Source organism: Streptomyces sp. (genome assembly GCF_035645055.1).
Taxonomy (GTDB): domain Bacteria; phylum Actinomycetota; class Actinomycetes; order Streptomycetales; family Streptomycetaceae; genus Streptomyces.
The window spans coordinates 40668-60055 of record NZ_DASQNH010000025.1 but is presented as its reverse complement, the minus strand read 5'-3'; the positions used below and the strand labels follow the sequence as shown (position 1 = coordinate 60055).

Here is a 19388-nt window from a genome sequence, read left to right as displayed (position 1 = left end):
TCGCGCACCCCGGCTGCTCGCGTCCCCCGGCCGGGAGTCCGCCGCGCCTTGGCGCACCAGTCCGCCAGGCCCGGCGGAATGCGCTCGGTCTCCCGGCCCTCCATGATGCGCCTCGGGATTCGAGCACGACAGGCCTCAAGCAGCCATGCGAGTCCAGAAGTTGCGCATACGCGGCAGCGGCGGATCGTCCGACGGGCAGGCCGTACCGGGCGTAAAGCGACCGGAGATTGGAAAGGGGGCTATACGGCAAAGCTCGGGAGTGGTGGGGGCGTGCCCGGGATGCCGGGTCTGACGTGCGGGTGGAGGGGCGGGCATGGGCGGGCATCCCTTGTTTCTGGAACCGCGGCTGGGTCCACGCCTCGGCTCGCTGCTGGCGTCCCCCGACGTCCTGCACCCGCTGGTCGACGCGCTCGGCTCGCCGCTGAACGTGGTGATCCCCGAGCAGATCGCCGCGAACGCCGAGCGCTTCCGCGCGGTGTACGCCGGTCACCATCTGTCCGGCCAGGTGTACTTCGCCCACAAGGCCAACCGGTCCAGCGCCCTGCTGCGCCGGCTGGCCGCCACCGACGCCGGGGTGGACGTCGCGTCGCTGGGCGAGTTGCAGCACGCGCTCGGCGCCGGATTCACGCCCGACCGCGTCCTCGCCACCGGCCCGAAGAACCCCGAGTTCCTGTGGCTGGCCGCCCGCACGTCCGTCACCGTCAGCGTCGACAGCCGGGAGGAGCTGGAGCAACTGGCCGCGGTGGTGCGGCATTTCACTCTGCCCCGGGTGCGTGTGCTGCTGCGATTATCCGGGTTCGAGGCGGCGGGCGTCCGGGTGCTGAGCCGCCGCAGCCGGTTCGGTACGCCCGTGCGGGACTGCGAGCCGCTGCTGGACGCGGTCGAGCGGCATCAGGACGCGGTCGAGCTGATCGGGGTGGCCTACCATCTGGACACCACGAGCCTCGACGAGAAGGCGACCGCGCTCGAAGGCTGCCTGCGGGCGCTGGAGGAGGCGCGCCGGAGAGGGCTGCGGCCCCGGGCCGTCGACATCGGCGGCGGATTCGGGCTCGGCTATCTCGCCGACGGTGAGCAGTGGGAGCGTTACACCAGCGCGCTCACCGACGCCGTGCTGGGCAACCGGCCACCGCTGACCTGGGGCGGACACGGCTACGGGCTGCGCAACGAAGGCGGCACGCTGCGCGGTTCCCTCGGGCTGTACCCCGCCCACCGGCCGGTCTCCGGCGCGCGCTACCTCGACGAGCTGCTCGCGCGTCCCTCGCCGTCCCTGGGCGGCCGGCCGCTGGGCGAGCTGCTGGTGGAGCATCTTTACGACCTGTACACCGAGCCCGGCCGGGCCCTGCTGGACCAGTGCGGGCTGACCCTGGCGAAGGTACTGGAGGTGCGCGAGCAGGAGCCCGGCGGCGAACTGCTGGTACGGCTGGCGGCGAAGGCCCCGGACGTGGCCCTGGAGGAGCACGGCGTCCTGATGGACCCCGTCGTCGTCCCCCGCGCCCGACGGCCTCCGGCACCCGCCGGCGGAGGCGGACCGGTCGCCGTCCACCTCTTCGGCAGCCTGTGCCTGGAGGCCGACCTGATCACCCGCCGCACGGTGTTCCTGCCGGGCCGGCCCGAACCGGGTGACCTGATGGCCTTCGTGAACACCGCCGGCTACTGCATGGACTTCCACGCCACAGCCGCCCAGCGGCAGCCCGTCGCCCGCAAGGTCGCCGCCTGGCAGGAGGCCGGCGCGTGGCGCTGGTGCCTGGACGATCAGTACTGGCCGACCACCTCCGTGGGGGGAGCACAGTGAGGTACGACAGCATCACCGAGGCCATCGGCAACACCCCGCTGGTGCGCATCGACCCGTCCGTGCACGGTCTGCGCCGCATCGACCTGTACGCCAAGCTGGAGCTGCTCAACCCGTTCGGCTCGGTGAAGGACCGGGCCGCCTGGAACATGGCCCGCCCGCACCTGGCCACGGCCGCCGCGCGGGGCAGCCAGGTCGTCGAACTGTCCAGCGGCAACACGGCGAAGGCGCTGGCCGTGCTCGCGGGCATGCACGGCCTGGCCTTCAAGAGCGTCACCAACCGGATGCGGGTGCCCGAGATCAAGGATCTGCTGCTGTTGCTCGGGGCGGAGATCGAGGAGCTGCCGGGCCAGAGCGAGTGCCTGGACCCGACCGCCACCGACGACCCGCTGACCCTGTTCCACCGGACGATCTCCGAGCAGGGCAGCGCGTATCTCCACACGGACCAGTACTTCAACCCGCGCAACACCGAGGCCCATCTGACCGGCACCGGGCCGGAGATCGTCAAGGATCTGGACGGCCGCGCCCCGGACTGGTTCGTGGCCTGTGTGGGCACCGCCGGGTCGTCCACCGGTGTCGCGCGCGTACTGCGGGAGAACGACCCCGCCGTGCGGGTCCTCGGTCTGGTGGCGGCCAAGTCCGACTTCATCCCCGGCATCCGCACCCTCGACGAGGCCCACGAGGTGGGCCTGTTCGACCCCGCCACGTACGACACGATCGAGGCGGTCGGCTCGGACGAGGCGATCGAGGGGATGCTCACCCTCAACCGCCGGTGCGGCATCCTGGCCGGGCCCACCGGCGGGGCCGCCTACTTCGGCGCGGTGCGGCGGCTGCGCGTCGTCGACGCCGAGCTGACCGGGGGGCAGGAGCGGCAGACGGCGGTGTTCATCGTCTGCGACCGGGTCGAGAGCTATCTCGGCTACGTACGGCAGCGGCGCCCGGACCTGTTCGGGCGCCCGGCGCGGGCGAACTCGCCGGCCGATCTGACCGAACAGGAGATCCGTACGGCCCCGTCCGTCGCAGTCGCGGACGCCCAGGCCTGGATCGGCACCGGCCGGCCGCTGGTGGTCGACCTGCGCAGCCCGTTCGCGTACGCCGCGCTGCACATCGACGGCTCGGTGAACATCGTCGACGAGGTCTTCGAGGAACTGCTCCGCGGCGGACTGCCCTTCAGCCGCAGCCGCCCGGTCCTGCTGGCCTGCCCGGTCGGCGAGAAGTCCGCCCGCTACGCCGCGCTGCTCACCCGGATGGGACACCCGGACGTGCGCAGTCTGGCCGGCGGCATCATCGCCTGGCGGGACGCGGGCGCGCCCCTGGTGCGGGACTGACCGCCATGACCGCATCCCACCTGCGCGCCCAGGGCACCGCCGCGCTCACGGAGCTGGCGCAGTGGCAGCGCGCGCTGCGCGGCCAGTTCCCCATCATCACCGGCCATCCGGATCTCGCCTACCTGGACAGCGCCGCCACCGCCCAGAAGCCCCGGGCGGTGCTCGACGCCGTCCAGACCTACCTCACCACGACCAACGCCAACGCCGGACGCGGCACCTACCCCTGGGCGAACCGGAGCACCGCCCTGATCGAGGAGGCCCGCGAACGGGTCAGACGGTTCCTGGGCGACCCGGCCCCGGACGGCTCGGCCGTCCACTTCACCAGCGGCACCACCGAGGGACTGCGCGCGCTCGCCCGTGACTGGCTGCCCTCGTTCCTCTCCGACGGGGACGAGATCGTCGTCCCCGTCGCCGACCACCGGGCGAACATCGAGCCGTGGCTGGAGGCCCAGCGGCTGCTGGCCGGCCAGGGCGTGCGCGTCCGGGTCCGGCCGATGCCCTACCAGCCCGGCTCCGGCGACTACGACCACACCGCGCTCGCCGAACTGGCCGGGCCGCGTACCCGGTTCGTCGCCGTCACCCACGTCCACCACGTGTACGGCGGCGACATGAACATCGACCGGATCCGCCGGGCGGTCGGCCCGGACGCGGTCATCTGCCTGGACGCGGCCCAGAGCGTCGGCCATGTGCCGGTGTCGGTGGCCGGTCCGGAGGTCGACTTCGTCGTCTTCTCCGGGCACAAGGCGATGGCCCTGCCGGGGACGGGTGCCGTCTGGGCCCGCCAGGCGCGCGGACCGGCGTTCACCCCCGGCGGCTGGTCCGGCACTCCCAACACCGTCGGCATCGCCTCCCTGACCGCGGCCCTGGACTGGCTGGACGCCGCGGGCGTCGACCGGATCGAACGGTGGACGGTCGCCTTGGCGGCCCGCCTCACCGACGGACTGCGCCGGCTGGACGCGTACGAGATCCTGGGCTGCCAGACCAGTCTCGCCGCCGACTCGTCCGTCCAGCAGCGCCGGGGCATCGTCACCTTCCGGCACCGCGCCGTCGACTCCGGCGACCTCGGGTTCATCCTCTTCAGCGAAGGGTTCATGGTCCGCTCCGACCAGCACTGCCAGGGCGGCGCGGGCGAGCCGACGGGCTCGGTACGGGTGAGTCTGCACGTCTACAACGACGTGGCGGAGATCGACCGGCTGCTGTCCGTCCTGGCTTCACTGGCGTGAGTGACGCGCGGCGCCGCGGAGGCATAATGGGAACCGTTTTCACCTGTAGACTCGTGGTACGGACGGGACATCGGGTGCGAGACGGTGAGGTGGCACGACCCCATGGGACTGAGCCTGGCGACGGCGGAACGATGGGTGGAGCGCTGGGAGCGCCAGCAGCAGCGGTACGCCATCGACCGCGAGGAGCGCTTCACCGTCATCGCCGACGTCGTCGAGCACATCACCGCCGGCCGGCCGGGCCGCCCGCTCGTCGTCGACCTCGGCTGCGGCCCCGGCTCGCTGGCCGCCCGGCTGGCCCGCCGGCTGCCGTCCGCCGAGATCGTCGGGGTCGACCGGGACCCGCTGCTGCTGGAGCTGGCCAGGACCCACCACGCGGACGCCGCCCGGTACGTCGACGCGGAGATCGACGCACCGGGCTGGACCGAGGCCCTGGGCCTCGACCGCCCGCTGGACGCGGCCGTGTCCACGACCGCCCTGCACTATCTGCCCCCGGACGCGCTGCGGCGCACCTACCGGCGGCTCGCCGGACTCCTGCGGCCCGGCGGTGTCCTCGTCAACGGCGACCACCTGCCGCACGAGGATCCCGCCCTCGCCGCCATCGCCGACCGGGTCGGCAGCCGGCACGCCGAGCGGCAGCGGGCCTGGCCCGAGGAGGACTGGACGTCCTGGTGGACGGCGGTCGCCGAGGAACCCGAACTGGCCGACCTCCTCACCGAACGCCGCGCCCGCGAACCCTCCGCCGGCACCCCCGAGCCCGCGCCCCTCTCCCTCGCCGCGCACGTCCGGCTGCTGCGGGAGGCGGGGTTCCGGCAGGCGGGCGCGGTCTGGCAGTACGGCGACAGCCACGTGGTCGTCGCGATCCGCTGACTCAGGGCCGCCCGGACAGGGAGCACAGGGTCAGCAGGTCCGCGGCGTCCGCCCCGGCGGGCCGGGCGACCGTGCGGGAGGCAGGCGGCCGCTGGCCCGCCGCGAGCCAGTTCTCCAGCGCGGTGAACGCCGAGCGGTGACAGGGGGTGAGCGGGCGCAGCCGGTCCGGGAAGGCGTCGACGAGCCCGTCGGTGTGGGTGCCGCCCTCGATCCGGTAGTAGCGGTGCGCGTGGCCCCGCCCGGCGTCCTCCACCATGCGGGCGTAGACGTCCGAGTCCCGGCCGATCGGGAGCAGGACGTCGAGGGTCCCGTGCAGGGTGATCAGCGGCTTGCCGATCCGCCCGGTGAGCGCGATCTTCTCCACGGCCCGCCGGACCTCGTCGGGCCGCGCCGTGTAGTCGTAGTCGGCGTCGCAGCCCGGGGTGCCCGGCGCGCAGTACGGCGTTCCGGCCTCGGCTGTCCCGTCGTAGCCGGGGTCGAGTTCCTCACGGTGGATACGCTGGGTCAGGTCCCAGTAGACCTGGTGGTGGTACGGCCAGAGGAACTCCGAGCCGGCCGGGAATCCGGCGGCGTGCAGCGCGGCCCGCGCCCGCTCGGCGTCCGCGCCGCCCGCGGCGTACCGGGGGTAGGCGCGCAGCGCCGGCGGCAGGAAGTGCAGCAGCGTGGGGCCGTCGGCGCGCCAGAGGGTGCCCTCCCAGTCCACGCCGCCGTCGTACAGCCCGGGGTGGTTCTCCAGCTGCCAGCGCACCAGGTAGCCGCCGTTGGACATCCCGGTCGCCAGCGTGCGGGACGGCGGGCGCAGATAGCGCTGGGTGACCGCCGCGCGGGCGGCCCTGGTGAGCTGGGTGAGCCGCTGGTTCCACTCGGCGATGGCGTCGCCCGGTGCGCTGCCGTCCCGGTGGAAGGCGAGCCCGGTGTTGCCCTTGTCGGTGGCGGCGTACGCGTAACCGCGGGAGAGGACCCAGTCGGCGATGGCCCGGTCGTTGGCGAACTGCTCGCGGTTGCCGGGCGTACCGGCGACCACCAGTCCGCCGTTCCAGCGGTCCGGGAGGCGGAGGACGAACTGGGCGTCGTGGTTCCAGCCGTGGTTGGTGTTGGTGGTGGAGGTGTCGGGGAAGTAGCCGTCGATCTGGATGCCGGGGACCCCGCTCGGCACCGTCAGGTCCTTCGGGGTGAGCCCGGCCCAGTCGGCGGGGTCCGTGTGGCCGGAGGCGACCGTCCCGGCCGTGGTCAGCTCCGTCAGACAGGCCGCCCGCTGACGTTCGGCGCCGGGCACGCGCACGTGTGCCTGGCGGGCGCAGTGGCCCCTGGCGTCGGCGGACGCGGACGCCGTGGTGACTGCCGCTGTCGCCGGGACTGTCGCCGTCGCCGTCGCCGGTGAGGAGGTGAGGGCGAGCGCGGCCAGAGCGAGGGCGGCCGGGACGGCCCGTGGCCAAAAGCCTGGTGCGGAGCGGCGGGTGGGACGCATCAGCTGCCTCCGGGGTCGAGTGCGGGGATGCGCGGAGGTTAGGCGGCCGGCAGTGGGTGTGACCATGGCGGGCCGGCACACAGGACTTCCTCTCGACCTGGGTTGCGGACCTATGCCTTGGCCGCTCGGCCGCCCCGATGATGCCCCCACCCATCCCCCAGGAGCAGGAGGCAGTCGCCATGAGAGAGCCGAGAGAGCCGAGAGAGCCGCACTCCGCCGGGCGGAGCCGCCGGGTCAGGCGAGGCATCCGCCGTTGGATCGCCGCCGCGGCGGGCGCCCTCGCCCTCACGGCAGGTCTGGTGGCCGTGGGCCCGCCCGCCGCCGCCGCGGGCCTGACCCAGGTCACCGGTTTCGGCACCAACCCCGGCAACCTCGCCATGTACAGCTACGTCCCCGACGCCCTGCCCTCCGGCGCCCCGCTCGTGGTCGCCCTGCACGGCTGCACGCAGAGCGCGAGCGACTACTACACCCACTCGGGCTGGCCGAAGCTCGCCGACCGCCTCGGCTTCGCGGTGGTCTTCCCCCAGACGAACGGTGCGAACAACGCCAACTCCTGCTTCAACTGGTTCGAGCCGGGCGACAGCAGGCGCGGCAGCGGCGAGGCCCTGTCGATCAGGCAGATGGTCGACAAGGCGGTCACGCAGTACGGCAGCGACACCCGGCGCGTCTACGTCACGGGCCTGTCCGCCGGTGGCGGCATGACGGCGAACCTGCTCGCCGCGTACCCCGATGTCTTCGCGGGCGGATCCATCGCCTCCGGGCTGCCCGCCCACTGCGCCGGCAGTGTGACCGCGGCGTACACCTGCATGTACAGCCCGCCGGACAGGACCCCGGCCCAGTGGGGCGACCTGGTGCGCGCCGCCGCCCCCGCCGGCACCGCCTCGTGGCCCCGGGTGGCGGTCTGGCAGGGCTCCGCCGACACCACGGTCCGGCCCGCCAACGCGACCGAACTGCGCGACCAGTGGACGAACGTGTGGGGCGTCGAACAGACCCCCTCCCGCACCCTGAGCCTCACCGGGGGCACCACGCTCAGCGTCTACGACGACGCCTCCGGCAGGCCCGCGGTCGAGGTCTACTCGGTCTCCGGTATGGCGCACGGGCTCGCGGTGGACCCCGGCAGCGGTGCCGAGCAGTGCGGCAGCACCGGCACGTACTACCTCGACACCATCTGCTCCGGCTACCACACCGCCCGGTTCTGGGGCCTGGACGGCGGGGGCGGGGATCCCGGAACGCTGCCCGCCCCCACGGGGCTGACCGTCACCGGAACCACCGGCACGACCGTCGCCCTGCGCTGGAACGCGGTCGCCGGGGCGGACTCCTACCAGGTCTTCCGCGGTGGTACGAAGGTGGCGGGCACCGCGTCCACCGCCCACACCGACACGGGCCTGGCCACCGGCACGGCCTACCGCTACACCGTGACCGCCGTCGACTCCACCGGTCGTGCGGGCGCGGCCTCCGCCGCGGTGACCGCGACCACCACGGGTTTCACCCCCACCTGCCACACGGCGAGCACCTACGACCACACGGTCGCCGGGCGGGCCTACGCGAGCGGCGGCCGTGCCTACGCCCAGGGCTCCGACCAGTACCTGGGCCTGTGGAACACGTTCACCGTCCAGACGCTGAAGCAGACCTCGCCGGGCTACTACGTGATCACCGGCTGCTGATCCCCGCGACGGGACGTCACTCCCTGCGCAGGATCAGGCGCCCATGCTGGAAACGCTCGTTCTCGAGGGGTTGCCGCAGCATGCGGCCCAGCTCCTGGAACCCGGCGTCCTTCGCCAGGCCCGCCAGCTGGTCGACCGGCCAGCGGTGGGCGGTGGTGACCGCGTGGTCGAAGGGCGTCAGGGGCTCTCCCCCGGACTCGAAGAACCCGAGGAGAAGGTGGCCGCCGGGGGCCAGCGCCCGGTGGAACTCCGCCAGATACACGGGCACGTCGGCGGGGGCGGCGTGGATGATCGAATACCAGGCGACGATGCCTCCGAGGGTGCCGTCGGCGACGTCGAGTGCGGCCATGGACCCGACGGAGAACCGCAGATCCGGGTAGAGCGCGCGAGCGTGCTCGATCAGCGCTTCCGACAGGTCGACCCCGAAGACGTCGAGGCCCAGGTCGCGCAGATGGGCTGCCACATACCCGGGTCCGCAGCCCAGGTCCCCCACCGGGCCGGCCCCGGTCTGGCGGACGAGGCCGGCGAACGCCTCGATGATGGAGCGATCGAGGGGAAGGCGGGCCAGGCCGTCCCGCACCAGGGCGACGTACTGGGGCGCGATGGCGTCGTACGCCTGGGCCGTGGTGTTCAGTTGAGACGTGTCGATGGTGTGCAAGCCAGTTCTCCTGGTCGGTGGCCGGTCGGTCAGCGGCGGGCGGCGCGGCGCTGGGGCGGCGTGATGCGCACGGGCTTCGCCACGGGCGCGTTCTGTATGTCGTCGAGCTGGGCGGTGATCGTGGCGCGCAGGTCGTCGTAGTCGCCGAAGGAGTGGTCGTGGAACAGGGTGTAGCCCGACCACATCAGGTTGGCGCACACCCGTGCGGGCACCCGGCCGGTGCGGGCGCCCATGCCGACCAGGGCCACCGACTCGATGCTGCCGGGCGCTTCGCTGTTCTGCCGGTGGATCGCCTGGAACGCGGCGGCGCTGGCCAGGGCCACGTTCAGGGTCTCGCTCACGTTCTGCGAGGACTGCTCCATCGTCGGCGTGGAGATCAGGACTTCGGGTTCACCGCCCCGGACGGGACGCAGACCGCGCTGCCCACCGGGAGACTTCCGCCGAACCGGTCGCGGATCGCCCGCTGCACCCGCAGCTGGATGCCCGCTCCGAGGTACCGCGTGACGGCCGCGTCCACGCCACCGTCCATCCGTCCGCGGGAGTTGGTCGGACTGACCCAGGCGTCGGCCTTCTCGTCGAGGATCGACCCCTTGCGGATCTCGATCTCGGGGTGGTCGGCGAACGCCGCCCGCCAGGCCTCCACCACACTCGCGTCGATGTCGGTCAGCACGACCCTCAGCGGCGACTGCACGCGGTTCACGGTCACGGTCCACTCCCATCGGCACACGGATCTTCCACCGCTCCGGACGCTACCGCCCCCCACTGACAACGCCGTTGGGAAGATCGCGTTGTCAGAGAAGACCGAGCGCGGCGGGCTGTGCACGGTGCGGCTGACCGAACTGGAGGAGGATCCTCTCGTGTCCTGAGCACGGCCCGGGGGCCTCACCGCCAGTCGCCGGCCACCCCGGCCAGCAGGCGCGGATGGGCGGCCCCGTCACACTCCACGATCACGTCGGTGGTGAACAGACGATCGGTGACGGCCGAGATACCAGCCGCTCACGAAGACGGCGTACAGGACGGCGGCGGCGCCGAGGCGACGGGGGGTTATCCAGTTCAGCACCCAACCAGTTTTCCAGGGTGCCGGGTTGGCGGTGGAGGCGGCAGCCGATCAGTTCTCCTGGAGGACGGAGAGCACGTTCCCGGCGGGGTCGGTGAACCAGGCGATCGCCGCGGGGCCCTCGTCGCCCCGGACGATGCCCTTCTCGTCGTGCTCGAATCCGGGGTAGCGCTCCAGGGTCACGCCTCGTCGTTCCAGCTCACCGACGGTGGCGTCGATGTCGTCCACGGGGAAGTTGAGGATGGTGAACGTCGCGGGGGCGTGCGTTTCCTTGGGGTAGACGAAGATCCGCGCGCCGCTGCCGAGCCTGATGATCAGCATCCGCATGGCCCCCTGCCCGGTCTCCTCCACCTCGAGACCGAGCGTCTCACCGTAGAACCTGCGGGCCGCGGCGAGGTCGTCGACCGAGAAGCCGCTGAACGCCTGCGATTGTCCGAGCATGCCGTGTGTCTCCTTCACGGGTGAGCCGTCCGACACCCCAGGCCACACCACCCGCCCCTCGGTCCCGCCCCACGCCACGCGGGCGGCGTCCGGATGGTCGTGTCCCCTTCACCCGCAGGAAGCGGTCCGGGAACCGTGGTCCGGAACCGGCAGGTCCGGGTACTCGGCGCGGCATGATGAGACGAGCGGTGTGGCAGGGACTGGTCGCCGGTACGGCCGGTGTGGCGGTGATGACGCTCGGCGAGAAGGCGGAGCAGCGGCTGACCGGGCGGCCCGATTCGCACGTCCCGGCGCGGACGCTGGAGCGCCTGGCCGGACTGCCCGAGCGCCCGGGACGCCAGCCGGTGGCGGTGAACTGGGCCATGCACGTCGGCCAGGGCGCCCTGCTCGGTGTCCTGCGGTCGGTCATGGCGCACGCCGGTCTGCGCGGCGCGTGGGCATCGGCGCAGTTCGCGGTCGTACGGCTGACCAATGACCAGATCCTGGAGAACGCGACCGGCGTCGGCGCCCCGCCCCCGACCTGGCCGCGCGCCGAGCTGATGGCCGACCTGCTGCACAAGACGGTGTACGCGTTCGCCACCGGCGCCGTCGCGGACGCGCTGGCCGCCCGCGACGGTCCAGGACCCGGCCAACGGCACGCGGGCCGGAGCCCGGGCCGCCGCGCCGGCGCGGGGCCGCCGCCGCGTGATCAGGCCTGGGGTCGCTGAACGCGCAGACCGGTCCCGTAGCCGCGTCGTGTCACGGCGCGGGTCTGCCGGCGTCCCGTGGCGGCGTACCACTGGACGGCCAGCGCCGCCGCGAGCAGGAGTTCCGCGGCGTCACCGCCGTAGTACATGATCTGCGCGCCGGTGTGCAGATCGTCGGCGGTGAAGGCGGTGCCCGGCGGGCCCGCGGCGTACAGGCCCTTGGCCAGGGCCGCATGGGCGGCCCCGGCGACGAGCAGCGTTCCGGCGCGCACCGGCAGGCTCCGGCGCCGGCGCACGGGATCCAGCTGGCAGACGGCGAAGCCGAACAGCAGTCCCGCGCCCACCATGTGCAGGTGGACGAGGACGTCGAGCGGCGGGTGGCGGTGGGTGACGGACATCAGACCGGTCCGGTACAGGGCCCACACGCCCCCGATGTGCAGGGCCGCGGCGAGCGGGGGCAGCAGCAGCCATCCGGCGATCCTGGAGTGCGCCACGCTCAGCAGGCCGCGCCGGGGACCGCCGGGCGGCAGGGTGCGCAGCGTCAGCGTGAGGGGCCGGGCCATGACGAGCAGGACCGGCGCTGCCATGCCGACGAACAGATGACGGACCGAGTGCTCGGTGAAGGGGCCGCCTGGCAGCGGCCCGCACCACCCCCAGAGCAGCAGCGCCACACCGGCGCCGAACGCGCCGTCCCGCCGCCCGGGCCAGCCGTCGCCACGGCGCCGCAGACGCCCCGCGGCCAGCGCGTACGCCACTCCGGCCAGGAGACCCACGAGGGCGACCACCGGTCCGAGGGGCGGAGGGTGGCCGGCCGTCACGGTGTCCGCGGGCCCCGCCGTGCGGCCCGGGCGGACAGTCCCGCGCCGATGAGGAGCAGGACGAGGCCGGCCAGGTTCCAGGCCCAGTCGTACGGGGTCACGTCGACGCCGTAGCGGATCTGGTGCAGGCGCAGCAGCTTGTGGTCGACGATCCCGTCGAAGACCTGGAAGGCGCCGAGGCCGAGGAAGAGCCCGGCCCAGGCGTGTGCCGGAGACAGGGCGTGCCGTCGGCGCAGGTCCGCGAAGAGGACGAACCCGGCGACCAGTCCCAGCAGTTCCGCGGTGTGCAGCAGGCCGTCCGACAGCAGTGCCACCCCGTCGGAGGACCGGTCGTAGAAGTGGTGCCAGTGGAGGATCTGATGGAACACGATCTCGTCGATCGCGGCCATGACCGCTGCGCCGATCAGAGCGCAAACGGCCAGTGACCGCCGAGGCCCGGTCGCGCCCCCGGCGCGCGCCCACTGTTCATCCATGCCCCAACGCCTTTCCCCTCTCCTGCCGCGTCATGCTCGTGACGAGGGCTCACGGCCCGGTTCCGGCCAGCGGCCGGCGCGGTGTCAGGCCGCCACCGTCTTCTTCCGGGGGCGGCCGGGGCGCTCGGCGCGTCCCGTTCGGGCGAGGGCGTCGATCAGTCGCTCCCGGCTCATCTTCGACCGGCCGGCGACATTCAGATCGGTCGCCCGCCGGTACAGCTCGGCCTTGCTGAGCTTGCGCAGCTCGGACTCGGCGGCCACGCCCTCGCTCTTCGGCGCCTTCTTACTCGCCGCGCCCGCCTTGCCCCCGCCCTCCCTGCCCGCCTTGCCCCCCTTGCCCCCGCCCGCCTTGCCCGCCTTGCCCGCCTTGCCCCCGCCCTCTTTCGCGGTGCCGCGGGCGCGGTCGATACTGCCCTGGAGGACTTCCATCAGGTCCATGACGTCGGTCGCCGGTGGTGCCTGCTCGGCGGGCGTGATCTCCTGGCCCTCGGCCTTCGCCCGCACCAGCTCCCGTACCTTCTCCTGGTAGGTGTCGTGGTAGCGGGACGGCTCCCAGGGTCCGCTGAGCGCGTCGACCAGTCGCAGCGCCATGTCCAGCTCCTTGCCGCGCTCGGCGCGCGCCGAGGGCAGCTCGGGCAGTTCCCTGCCCGGGTCGCGGACCTCGTCGGCCCAGTGCAGGGTCTGCAGGACGAGCAGCTCCTCCTCCGCCCGCAGGGCGGTCAGATACTGCCGGCCGCGCATCACGAGCGTGGCGATCCCGACCTTGCCGGACTCGGCCAGCGCCGCGCGCAGCAGCTCGTACACCTTCTGGTACTGCTCGCCGCGCGGGGCGACGTAGTAGGTGCGGGCGAAGTAGACCGGCTCGACCTCGTCCAGGTCGACGAAGTCGGAGATCTCGATGGTCCGGGAGCGGCCCGGCGCGATCTCGTCGAGTTCGTCGGGCTCGACGAGGACGTACTCGCCCTCCCCCACCTCGAAGCCCTTGACGATGTCCCCGGCGGAGACTTCCTCACCGGTGCGCTCGTTGACCCGGCGGTTGCGGATGCGGTCGGAGGTGCCGCGCTGGAGCTGGTGGAAGTGGACGGTGTGGTCCTCGGTCGCCGTGTACAGGCCGACCGGCACGCTGACCAGTCCGAAGGTGATCACGCCGGTCCACATCGCCCGGGCCATCGGCGCCGCTCCTCGGTCCCTGGACCACCCCGGCATGGGTGCTCCCTGCCCTTGACGCTGGCACCGTCGCGCCCGGGACGCGCGCCGGGCGATCCACATGGAGCACACCCCGGCCGCGGGGGCGGCGCGGACCGGCCGCCCCGGCCAGAGGTCGGGCACGCTCTCCCAGTTCTCCACGCCGAGCTTCTCGGCTTCCTGATCGAGCGTGCGCGCCGCGAGTCCGCCGAGCGCCCCTCGCGGAGTGCTTCAGGCCGCGAGCAGCTGGTGCACGAGGGTGCCGGCGGCCCACTCCCGCCACTCCTCGGGTGTCCAGCCCCGCTCGTGCACCAGGAGCACATAGGTCTCCGGGGCGAGGACGGCGAGGGCGATGTCGGCGGCGCGGTCCGGGGCCAGGCCGGGCCGCAGCGCCGACTTCGCCTCCAGCGCTTCGGCGAAGCGGAGCTGCACGGTGCGGCGCTGTTCGATATTGGTGTGCCACAGCTCGGCCAGCTCCGGATCGTTCGCCGCGGCCGACCGGACCACCTCCAGCAGCGGGGCGACCCGTGCCAGGATCCGCGCGGCGCCGGCCGCCTGTAGCCGCACCTGCTCGACGGCGGGCGCGGCCAGCGCCTCGGCGACCCAGGGGCGGTCGAGTGTCGCGACGGGCTCGGTGTCGCCGGCGATCTCGATGTCGATGAGCTCGGAGAGGATCGCCCGCTTGGTGGCGAAGGTGAAGTACAGCGTCTGCACCGCCATCCCGGCGCGGTCCGCGATCGCCTTCATGGTCGTCGCCGTGTAGCCGTGCGCGGTGAACAGGTCCCGCGCCGCGCCCAGCATGCGGGCCCGGTTCGCCGCGGTCCTGGCGCGCCGCGTCCCGGTGGTCTTCCCCGAGTCCATCTGCCGTCCGTTCCTCTCCGACCGGTCACCGACGACCGTCGACCGTCACCGACAGGTCACCACCGACTGGGCACCCCAGCCGCTGCTCACCCCGGCGACTGGTCACCGACTCTAGTCATGTGGCCGGCGCAGTGGGACGGTCACCTCCCCCGTGCCCTCGGCGCTCGCGCCGCCGGCGACGCGCACGGTGAAGGGCCGGTCGGTGCCCTCCGCGGTGACGCGCAGGACGTCGCCCTCCCGCCGTACGCGGAACACGGCGGCCTCCGCGCCGGTCAGGTCCGGTACGCCGACCCGGCGGGCGTACTCCGCCGAGGCGGGCGGGTGGACGAGCAGGGCCGGGTGGTCCAGCCAGTCGCCGTCGGGCCGCCGTTCGTCGCCGGCCAGCGGCAGCACGGCGCCCTCGCGGACGTACAGCGGCAGGCTGTCGTAGCCGTGCCGTTCGGTGCGCCACGCCGGTCCCGTGACCCGTTCGCCGGTCAGCAGGTGGGTCCAGGTGCCCTCGGGTAGATAGACCTCGACCTCGCCGTCCTCGGAGAACACCGGCGCGACCAGGAGGTCGGGGCCGAGCAGGTACTGGCGGTCGAGCGGGCGGCACGCGGGGTCGTGCGGGAACTCCAGGACCATGGGCCGCATCACCGGGACGCCGGTGCGGTGGGCTTCCGCGGCGGCGCCGTACAGGTAGGGCATCAGACGGTGCTTGAGCCGGGTGAACCGCCGGGCGACGTCGACGGCCTCCTCACCGAACTCCCACGGCACCCGGTACGACGACGAACCGTGCAGACGGCTGTGGGAGGACAGCAGGCCGAAGGCCAGCCAGCGCTTGAAGACCGACGGGTCGGGCGTGCCCTCGAAGCCGCCGATGTCGTGGCTCCAGAACCCGAAGCCGCTCAGCGACAGGGACAGGCCGCCCCGCAGCGACTCGGCCATGGCCTCGAAGGACGACCAGCAGTCGCCGCCCCAGTGCACGGGGTACTGCTGCCCGCCCGCGGTCGCGGAGCGGGCGAAGAGCACGGCCTCGCCCGGCCCGCGTTCCTCGGCGAGGAGTTCGAACACGGTCTGGTTGTAGAGGTGGGTGTAGTAGTTGTGCATCCGCTCCGGGTCCGAGCCGTCGTGCCAGACCACGTCGGTCGGGATCCGCTCGCCGAAGTCCGTCTTGAAGCAGTCCACGCCCTGGTCGAGGAGCGGCTTCAGCTTCGACTGGAACCAGGCGCGGGCGTCGGGGCTGGTGAAGTCGACCAACCCCATGCCGGCCTGCCACAGGTCCCACTGCCAGACGTCGCCGTCGGGCCGGCGCAGCAGGTGCCCGAGCGCGGCGGCCTCGTCGAACAGCGGGGATTTCTGTGCGATGTACGGATTGATCCAGGCGCTGACCTTCAGCCCCTTGGCCTTGAGCCGGGCGAGCATGCCCTCCGGGTCGGGAAACACCTCGGGGTCCCACTGGAAGTCGCACCACTGGTACTCGCGCATCCAGAAGCAGTCGAAGTGGAAGACGGAGAGCGGGATGCCGCGCTCGGCCATGCCGTCGACGAACGACATCACGGTCGGCTCGTCGTAGTCCGTGGTGAAGGACGTGGTGAGCCACAGGCCGAAGGACCAGGCGGGCGGCAGCGCCGGGCGGCCGGTGAGGGCGGTGTAGCGGGTGAGGACGTCCTTCGGGGTGGGGCCCGCGACGACGTAGTACTCCAGCGTCTGGTCCACGACGCTGAACTGCACCTGCCCGACGGACTCGGAGCCGACCTCGAAGGAGACGGCGCCGGGGTGGTTGACGAAGACGCCGTAGCCACGGGAGGAGAGGTAGAAGGGGATGTTCTTGTAGGCCTGCTCACTGCTGGTGCCGCCGTCGGCCTGCCAGATGTCGACGGTCTGGCCGTTCTTGACGAACGGGGTGAAGCGCTCGCCGAGCCCGTAGATCTGCTCGCCGACGCCAAGCGCGAGCTGGGCGAGGACATGGTGCGCGCCGTCGTCGGTGACGGCGAAGGCGGTGCCCTTGCGGCCGGACCGGGTCACCTCCCGTCCGTCCGGGGCGTGGAAGGTCAGGGCCCACGGGGCGGCCCGGTCCAGGCGCAGGGTCAGCGGCCCGCTGGTCAGTTCGGTGACGGTGCCGTCCCGGCGGACCTCGCCCGCTCCGCCGGTCTCGGCCGCGAGGGCGAAGTCCGGTCCCGGGCGCAGCGGGCCGGCGTGATGGGTGAGGCGCACACCGATGACGCCCTCGGCGGGCGAGAAGCAGTCGACGGTGAGCAGCGGCGCGTTGAGCGTGTCCCCTCGGTGCCTCACCCGCTGCGTGGAGGCATGGGCGGTGAAGCGCTTCGATTCGACGCGCACATCGCGCACCTCGGTGGCGTATGCGACCTGGACGCCGTCACGGATGCGCCAGAACCCGTTGGTGAACTTCATGGTCTTCCTCGGGGGAGCGGGGCTGTTCGGCGGGGACTGCGGAGACTGTCGCCCGGGGAGTCGGATCGTACACAGAGCCAGCGCGGGCTGCCGGGCGTTCGGCCAACAAATGCTCACTGAACAGGCCCTTTCTTCATGCACCATGGATCGGCCCCCACTGGGCGCTCAGAAGAAGTCGTGTACGGGTCTAGCGGGACGCCGATCGATTGACGTATTAGTCATCTGGCCGAACAAAAGCCCCGGCGGGGAGGCCGGGCCATCCGACAGCAAGGGCCGCAGCATGTCGAAGCGCTTCAACCACCGCCGGGCCGTGGTGCCGCTCGTCGCCGTCTCCGTCCTCGTCGCCGCGCTGGCCGGATGCGGCCGGCAGCGTGACGGCGACGTCTACACCGTGCTGAACTCCTCGACCGACGAGACCTACCACCGCTGGGACGCGCAGGCGATGGACCGCTGCGGGGAGCGGCTGGGCGTCACCATCGAGCAGCAGAGCGTCCCGGCCGCGCAGGTGATGACGAAGGCGCTGCGCATGGCGTCCTCGAAGTCGCTGCCCGACATCGTCCAGTTCGACGCCTCCGAGATGCCGACGTTCGCCGAGGCGGGCGGCCTGATCGACCTGGAGACCCTCGGCCTGAGCACCCGGGACATACCCGGGGGCATCGTCGACTTCGGTTCCTACGAGGGCACGTACTACGGTGCGGCCCGCTCCGTGAACACCCTCGCGCTGTTCTACGACCGGGACGTCCTCGACGCGGCCGGCGTGGCGGTCCCCACCACCTGGGACGAGCTGCGGGAGGCCGCGCGGAAGCTCACCCGGGGCAAGCGGTACGGGCTGGCGCTCAGCGCGGGCGGCGCCGAGGACGGCGTCTTCCAGTTCACGCCGTTCATGTGGTCCAACGGCGGCGACGAGACCCGGCTGGACGGCCCGCGGGTCGTCGAGGCGCTCGACTACTGGAAGGCCCTGCTGGCCGACGGCTCGCTGTCGAAGTCGACGGTCAACTGGACACAGGCGGACGTCAACGACCAGTTCATGGCGGGCAACGCGGCCATGATGATCAACGGTCCGTGGCAGGTGGAGACCCTCAACACCAAGAAGTCGCTGCGCTGGGGCATCGCGCGGATCCCGGTGCCGAAGACGGGCGGGGACTCGGTCGCCCCGCTCGGCGGTGCCGTGCTCACCGTGCCCCGCACCGGCGAGGCGGAGCGGGAGAGGACGGCGGGCCGGATCGTCGCCTGCCTGGCCGGCCAGATGGAGCAGCTGACCTACGCGCTGAACAGCTGGATGGTCCCCGCCCACGCCGGGGCCGCCGCCGTGTGGCGCGAGCGGGTGCCCGAACTGCGGGCACTGGCCGACCAGGTGGCCACCGCCCGGTCCCGTACCGCCAAGCTCGGCGCCGGCTGGCCGAGCGTGTCGCTCGCGCTCCAGAGCGCCTTCCAGTCCGCCCTGACCGGCGAGTCCAGCGAGGCCGCCCTGAAACGCGCCCAGCAGCGGGCCACGAGCGGAAACTGAGGTACGCGACGTGACCACGTCCACCGTCACCGCTCAGGCGCCGGGGAAAGCCTCCGGGCGGGCCGCCGGGCCGGGCCCGGCCCGGCTGCGCCGCCGCCGCACGCTGGCCCAGTGGGGCTTCGTCGCCCCCGCCGTCGTCTTCATGGCCCTGTTCTTCGGCTACCCGCTCGTCCGCAACGTGGTGATGAGCTTCCAGCGCTACACGCCGAGGACGTTCTTCACCGGCGAGGCTCCCTTCAACGGGGTCGACAACTGGTCGGCCGTCTTCCAGGACGCCCTGTTCGGCAAGGCGCTGTGGCACACCCTCGTGTTCACCGCCGGCTCGCTGCTCGGCCAGTTCTGCCTCGGCCTGGCGCTCGCGGTGTTCTTCAGCCGCCGTTTCCCGCTGAACGGCATCCTGCGGTCGCTGATCCTGCTGCCCTGGCTGGTGCCCATGGTGGTGTCCGGCATCGTGTGGCGGCGCATCCTCGACCAGGACACGGGCGTGCTGAACGCGTTTCTGGACACGCTCGGCCTCGGCGGCCACACCCCCTGGCTGACCAGCCCCGGCATGGCCCTGCTGTCGGTGATCCTGGTCAACATCTGGATCGGCGTCCCGTTCAACATGGTCATCCTCTACGGCGGCCTCCAGGAGATCCCCCGGGAGCTGTACGAGGCGGCCGCCCTGGACGGCGCCTCCGCCTGGCGGACCTTCCGCTCCCTCACCCTGCCGATGCTCAAGCCGGTGATCACGGTCGTCCTCGTGCTGGGCTTCATGTCGACGGTGAAGATCCTCGATCTGATCCTCGCGCTCACCGACGGCGGCCCCGCCGACGCCACCCAGACCCTGGGCACCCTGACCTACCAGAACTCCTTCGTCCGGCTGGACTTCGGCGCGGGCGCGGTCGTCGGCAACGTACTCATCCTGGTCTCCGCGGTGTTCGCGGTGCTCTACCTGCGGGCCAACCGCACCGAGGGGAAGTGACCTCC

The 19388-nt window shown here is 72.6% G+C and carries 18 protein-coding genes; 8 read left to right on the top strand and 10 right to left on the bottom strand.

Annotation, left to right across the window (positions count from 1 at the left end; genetic code table 11):
- The first annotated feature begins 313 nt into the window (after positions 1 to 313).
- The 4 genes from VE614_RS08400 to VE614_RS08385 all read left to right on the top strand — a co-directional run bounded on the left by VE614_RS08400 (position 314) and on the right by VE614_RS08385 (position 5207).
- Positions 314 to 1792, top strand: coding sequence for an alanine racemase (locus VE614_RS08400; RefSeq protein ID WP_324934248.1), 1479 nt, complete (start codon positions 314 to 316; stop codon positions 1790 to 1792).
- A complete protein-coding gene (locus VE614_RS08395; RefSeq protein WP_324934246.1) occupies positions 1789 to 3117 on the top strand; it encodes a pyridoxal-phosphate dependent enzyme in 1329 nt (442 codons plus the stop codon). The genes VE614_RS08400 and VE614_RS08395 overlap by 4 nt, the downstream gene beginning before the upstream one ends.
- Before the next feature lie 5 nt (positions 3118 to 3122).
- Positions 3123 to 4340, top strand: a complete 1218-nt coding sequence (locus VE614_RS08390) for an aminotransferase class V-fold PLP-dependent enzyme (RefSeq protein ID WP_324934244.1) — start codon at positions 3123 to 3125, stop codon at positions 4338 to 4340.
- A 102-nt stretch (positions 4341 to 4442) separates the two neighbouring features.
- Complete coding sequence (locus VE614_RS08385; RefSeq protein ID WP_324934242.1) at positions 4443 to 5207, top strand: class I SAM-dependent methyltransferase; 765 nt, start codon at positions 4443 to 4445, stop codon at positions 5205 to 5207.
- A 1-nt stretch (position 5208) separates the two neighbouring features.
- Here the strand turns inward: VE614_RS08385 and VE614_RS08380 are convergent, their stop codons facing one another.
- Positions 5209 to 6675, bottom strand: a complete 1467-nt coding sequence (locus VE614_RS08380) for a tannase/feruloyl esterase family alpha/beta hydrolase (protein ID WP_324934240.1) — start codon at positions 6673 to 6675, stop codon at positions 5209 to 5211.
- Positions 6676 to 6854: 179 nt separating this feature from the next.
- Between VE614_RS08380 and VE614_RS08375 the strand changes: the two genes are divergently transcribed.
- Positions 6855 to 8339, top strand: coding sequence for a PHB depolymerase family esterase (locus VE614_RS08375; RefSeq protein WP_324934238.1), 1485 nt, complete (start codon positions 6855 to 6857; stop codon positions 8337 to 8339).
- Between the two features lie 16 nt (positions 8340 to 8355).
- Here the strand turns inward: VE614_RS08375 and VE614_RS08370 are convergent, their stop codons facing one another.
- From VE614_RS08370 to VE614_RS08355, 4 genes are all read right to left on the bottom strand, one after another.
- A complete protein-coding gene (locus tag VE614_RS08370; RefSeq protein WP_324934236.1) occupies positions 8356 to 8997 on the bottom strand; it encodes a class I SAM-dependent methyltransferase in 642 nt (213 codons plus the stop codon).
- A gap of 29 nt (positions 8998 to 9026) precedes the next feature.
- Positions 9027 to 9359 (bottom strand): hypothetical protein, encoded by a 333-nt coding sequence (locus tag VE614_RS08365; protein ID WP_324934234.1) that lies wholly within the window; start codon positions 9357 to 9359, stop codon positions 9027 to 9029.
- A gap of 14 nt (positions 9360 to 9373) precedes the next feature.
- The gene (locus tag VE614_RS08360; RefSeq protein WP_324934232.1) at positions 9374 to 9703 is read right to left on the bottom strand and encodes a macro domain-containing protein; all 330 of its coding nucleotides are present in this window, start codon (positions 9701 to 9703) and stop codon (positions 9374 to 9376) included.
- 402 nt (positions 9704 to 10105) lie between these two features.
- Positions 10106 to 10495 (bottom strand): VOC family protein, encoded by a 390-nt coding sequence (locus VE614_RS08355; protein WP_324934230.1) that lies wholly within the window; start codon positions 10493 to 10495, stop codon positions 10106 to 10108.
- 173 nt (positions 10496 to 10668) lie between these two features.
- Here VE614_RS08355 and VE614_RS08350 point away from each other — a divergent pair, with 173 nt between their 5' ends.
- Entirely contained in the window at positions 10669 to 11202 is a 534-nt protein-coding gene (locus VE614_RS08350) for a hypothetical protein (RefSeq protein ID WP_324934228.1), read from the top strand.
- On the opposite strand, the gene VE614_RS08345 is transcribed toward VE614_RS08350, so the two are convergent.
- The 5 genes from VE614_RS08345 to yicI form a co-directional block, all read right to left on the bottom strand.
- Complete coding sequence (locus tag VE614_RS08345) at positions 11184 to 11966, bottom strand: cytochrome c oxidase assembly protein (RefSeq protein WP_324934226.1); 783 nt, start codon at positions 11964 to 11966, stop codon at positions 11184 to 11186. The two genes, VE614_RS08350 and VE614_RS08345, sit on opposite strands and share 19 nt — an antisense overlap.
- 29 nt (positions 11967 to 11995) lie before the next feature.
- A complete protein-coding gene (locus VE614_RS08340; RefSeq protein ID WP_324934224.1) occupies positions 11996 to 12388 on the bottom strand; it encodes a DUF2243 domain-containing protein in 393 nt (130 codons plus the stop codon).
- Positions 12389 to 12556: 168 nt separating this feature from the next.
- Entirely contained in the window at positions 12557 to 13642 is a 1086-nt protein-coding gene (locus VE614_RS08335) for a Ku protein (RefSeq protein WP_324934221.1), read from the bottom strand.
- 246 nt (positions 13643 to 13888) lie between these two features.
- Complete coding sequence (locus VE614_RS08330) at positions 13889 to 14518, bottom strand: helix-turn-helix domain-containing protein (RefSeq protein WP_324934219.1); 630 nt, start codon at positions 14516 to 14518, stop codon at positions 13889 to 13891.
- 111 nt (positions 14519 to 14629) lie between these two features.
- A complete protein-coding gene (gene yicI, locus VE614_RS08325; RefSeq protein WP_324934217.1) occupies positions 14630 to 16912 on the bottom strand; it encodes an alpha-xylosidase in 2283 nt (760 codons plus the stop codon).
- Positions 16913 to 17192: 280 nt separating this feature from the next.
- Here yicI and VE614_RS08320 point away from each other — a divergent pair, with 280 nt between their 5' ends.
- Positions 17193 to 18419, top strand: a complete 1227-nt coding sequence (locus VE614_RS08320) for a sugar ABC transporter substrate-binding protein (RefSeq protein WP_324934215.1) — start codon at positions 17193 to 17195, stop codon at positions 18417 to 18419.
- A gap of 10 nt (positions 18420 to 18429) precedes the next feature.
- Positions 18430 to 19383 (top strand): sugar ABC transporter permease, encoded by a 954-nt coding sequence (locus VE614_RS08315; protein WP_324934213.1) that lies wholly within the window; start codon positions 18430 to 18432, stop codon positions 19381 to 19383.
- Positions 19384 to 19388: the final 5 nt, after the last annotated feature.

Excerpts from the sequence above, each read along its gene's own strand:
- VE614_RS08400 (WP_324934248.1), top strand. The coding sequence starts at position 314 with ATGGGCGGGCATCCCTTGTTTCTGGAACCGCGGCTGGGTCCACGCCTC.
- VE614_RS08390 (WP_324934244.1), top strand. The coding sequence starts at position 3,123 with ATGACCGCATCCCACCTGCGCGCCCAGGGCACCGCCGCGCTCACGGAG.
- VE614_RS08385 (WP_324934242.1), top strand. The coding sequence starts at position 4,443 with ATGGGACTGAGCCTGGCGACGGCGGAACGATGGGTGGAGCGCTGGGAG.
- VE614_RS08380 (WP_324934240.1), bottom strand. The coding sequence starts at position 6,675 with ATGCGTCCCACCCGCCGCTCCGCACCAGGCTTTTGGCCACGGGCCGTC.
- VE614_RS08375 (WP_324934238.1), top strand. The coding sequence starts at position 6,855 with ATGAGAGAGCCGAGAGAGCCGAGAGAGCCGCACTCCGCCGGGCGGAGC.
- VE614_RS08365 (WP_324934234.1), bottom strand. The coding sequence starts at position 9,359 with ATGGAGCAGTCCTCGCAGAACGTGAGCGAGACCCTGAACGTGGCCCTG.
- VE614_RS08355 (WP_324934230.1), bottom strand. The coding sequence starts at position 10,495 with ATGCTCGGACAATCGCAGGCGTTCAGCGGCTTCTCGGTCGACGACCTC.
- VE614_RS08350 (WP_324934228.1), top strand. The coding sequence starts at position 10,669 with ATGATGAGACGAGCGGTGTGGCAGGGACTGGTCGCCGGTACGGCCGGT.
- VE614_RS08340 (WP_324934224.1), bottom strand. The coding sequence starts at position 12,388 with ATGGCCGCGATCGACGAGATCGTGTTCCATCAGATCCTCCACTGGCAC.
- VE614_RS08335 (WP_324934221.1), bottom strand. The coding sequence starts at position 13,642 with ATGGCCCGGGCGATGTGGACCGGCGTGATCACCTTCGGACTGGTCAGC.
- VE614_RS08330 (WP_324934219.1), bottom strand. The coding sequence starts at position 14,518 with ATGGACTCGGGGAAGACCACCGGGACGCGGCGCGCCAGGACCGCGGCG.
- yicI (WP_324934217.1), bottom strand. The coding sequence starts at position 16,912 with ATGAAGTTCACCAACGGGTTCTGGCGCATCCGTGACGGCGTCCAGGTC.
- VE614_RS08320 (WP_324934215.1), top strand. The coding sequence starts at position 17,193 with ATGTCGAAGCGCTTCAACCACCGCCGGGCCGTGGTGCCGCTCGTCGCC.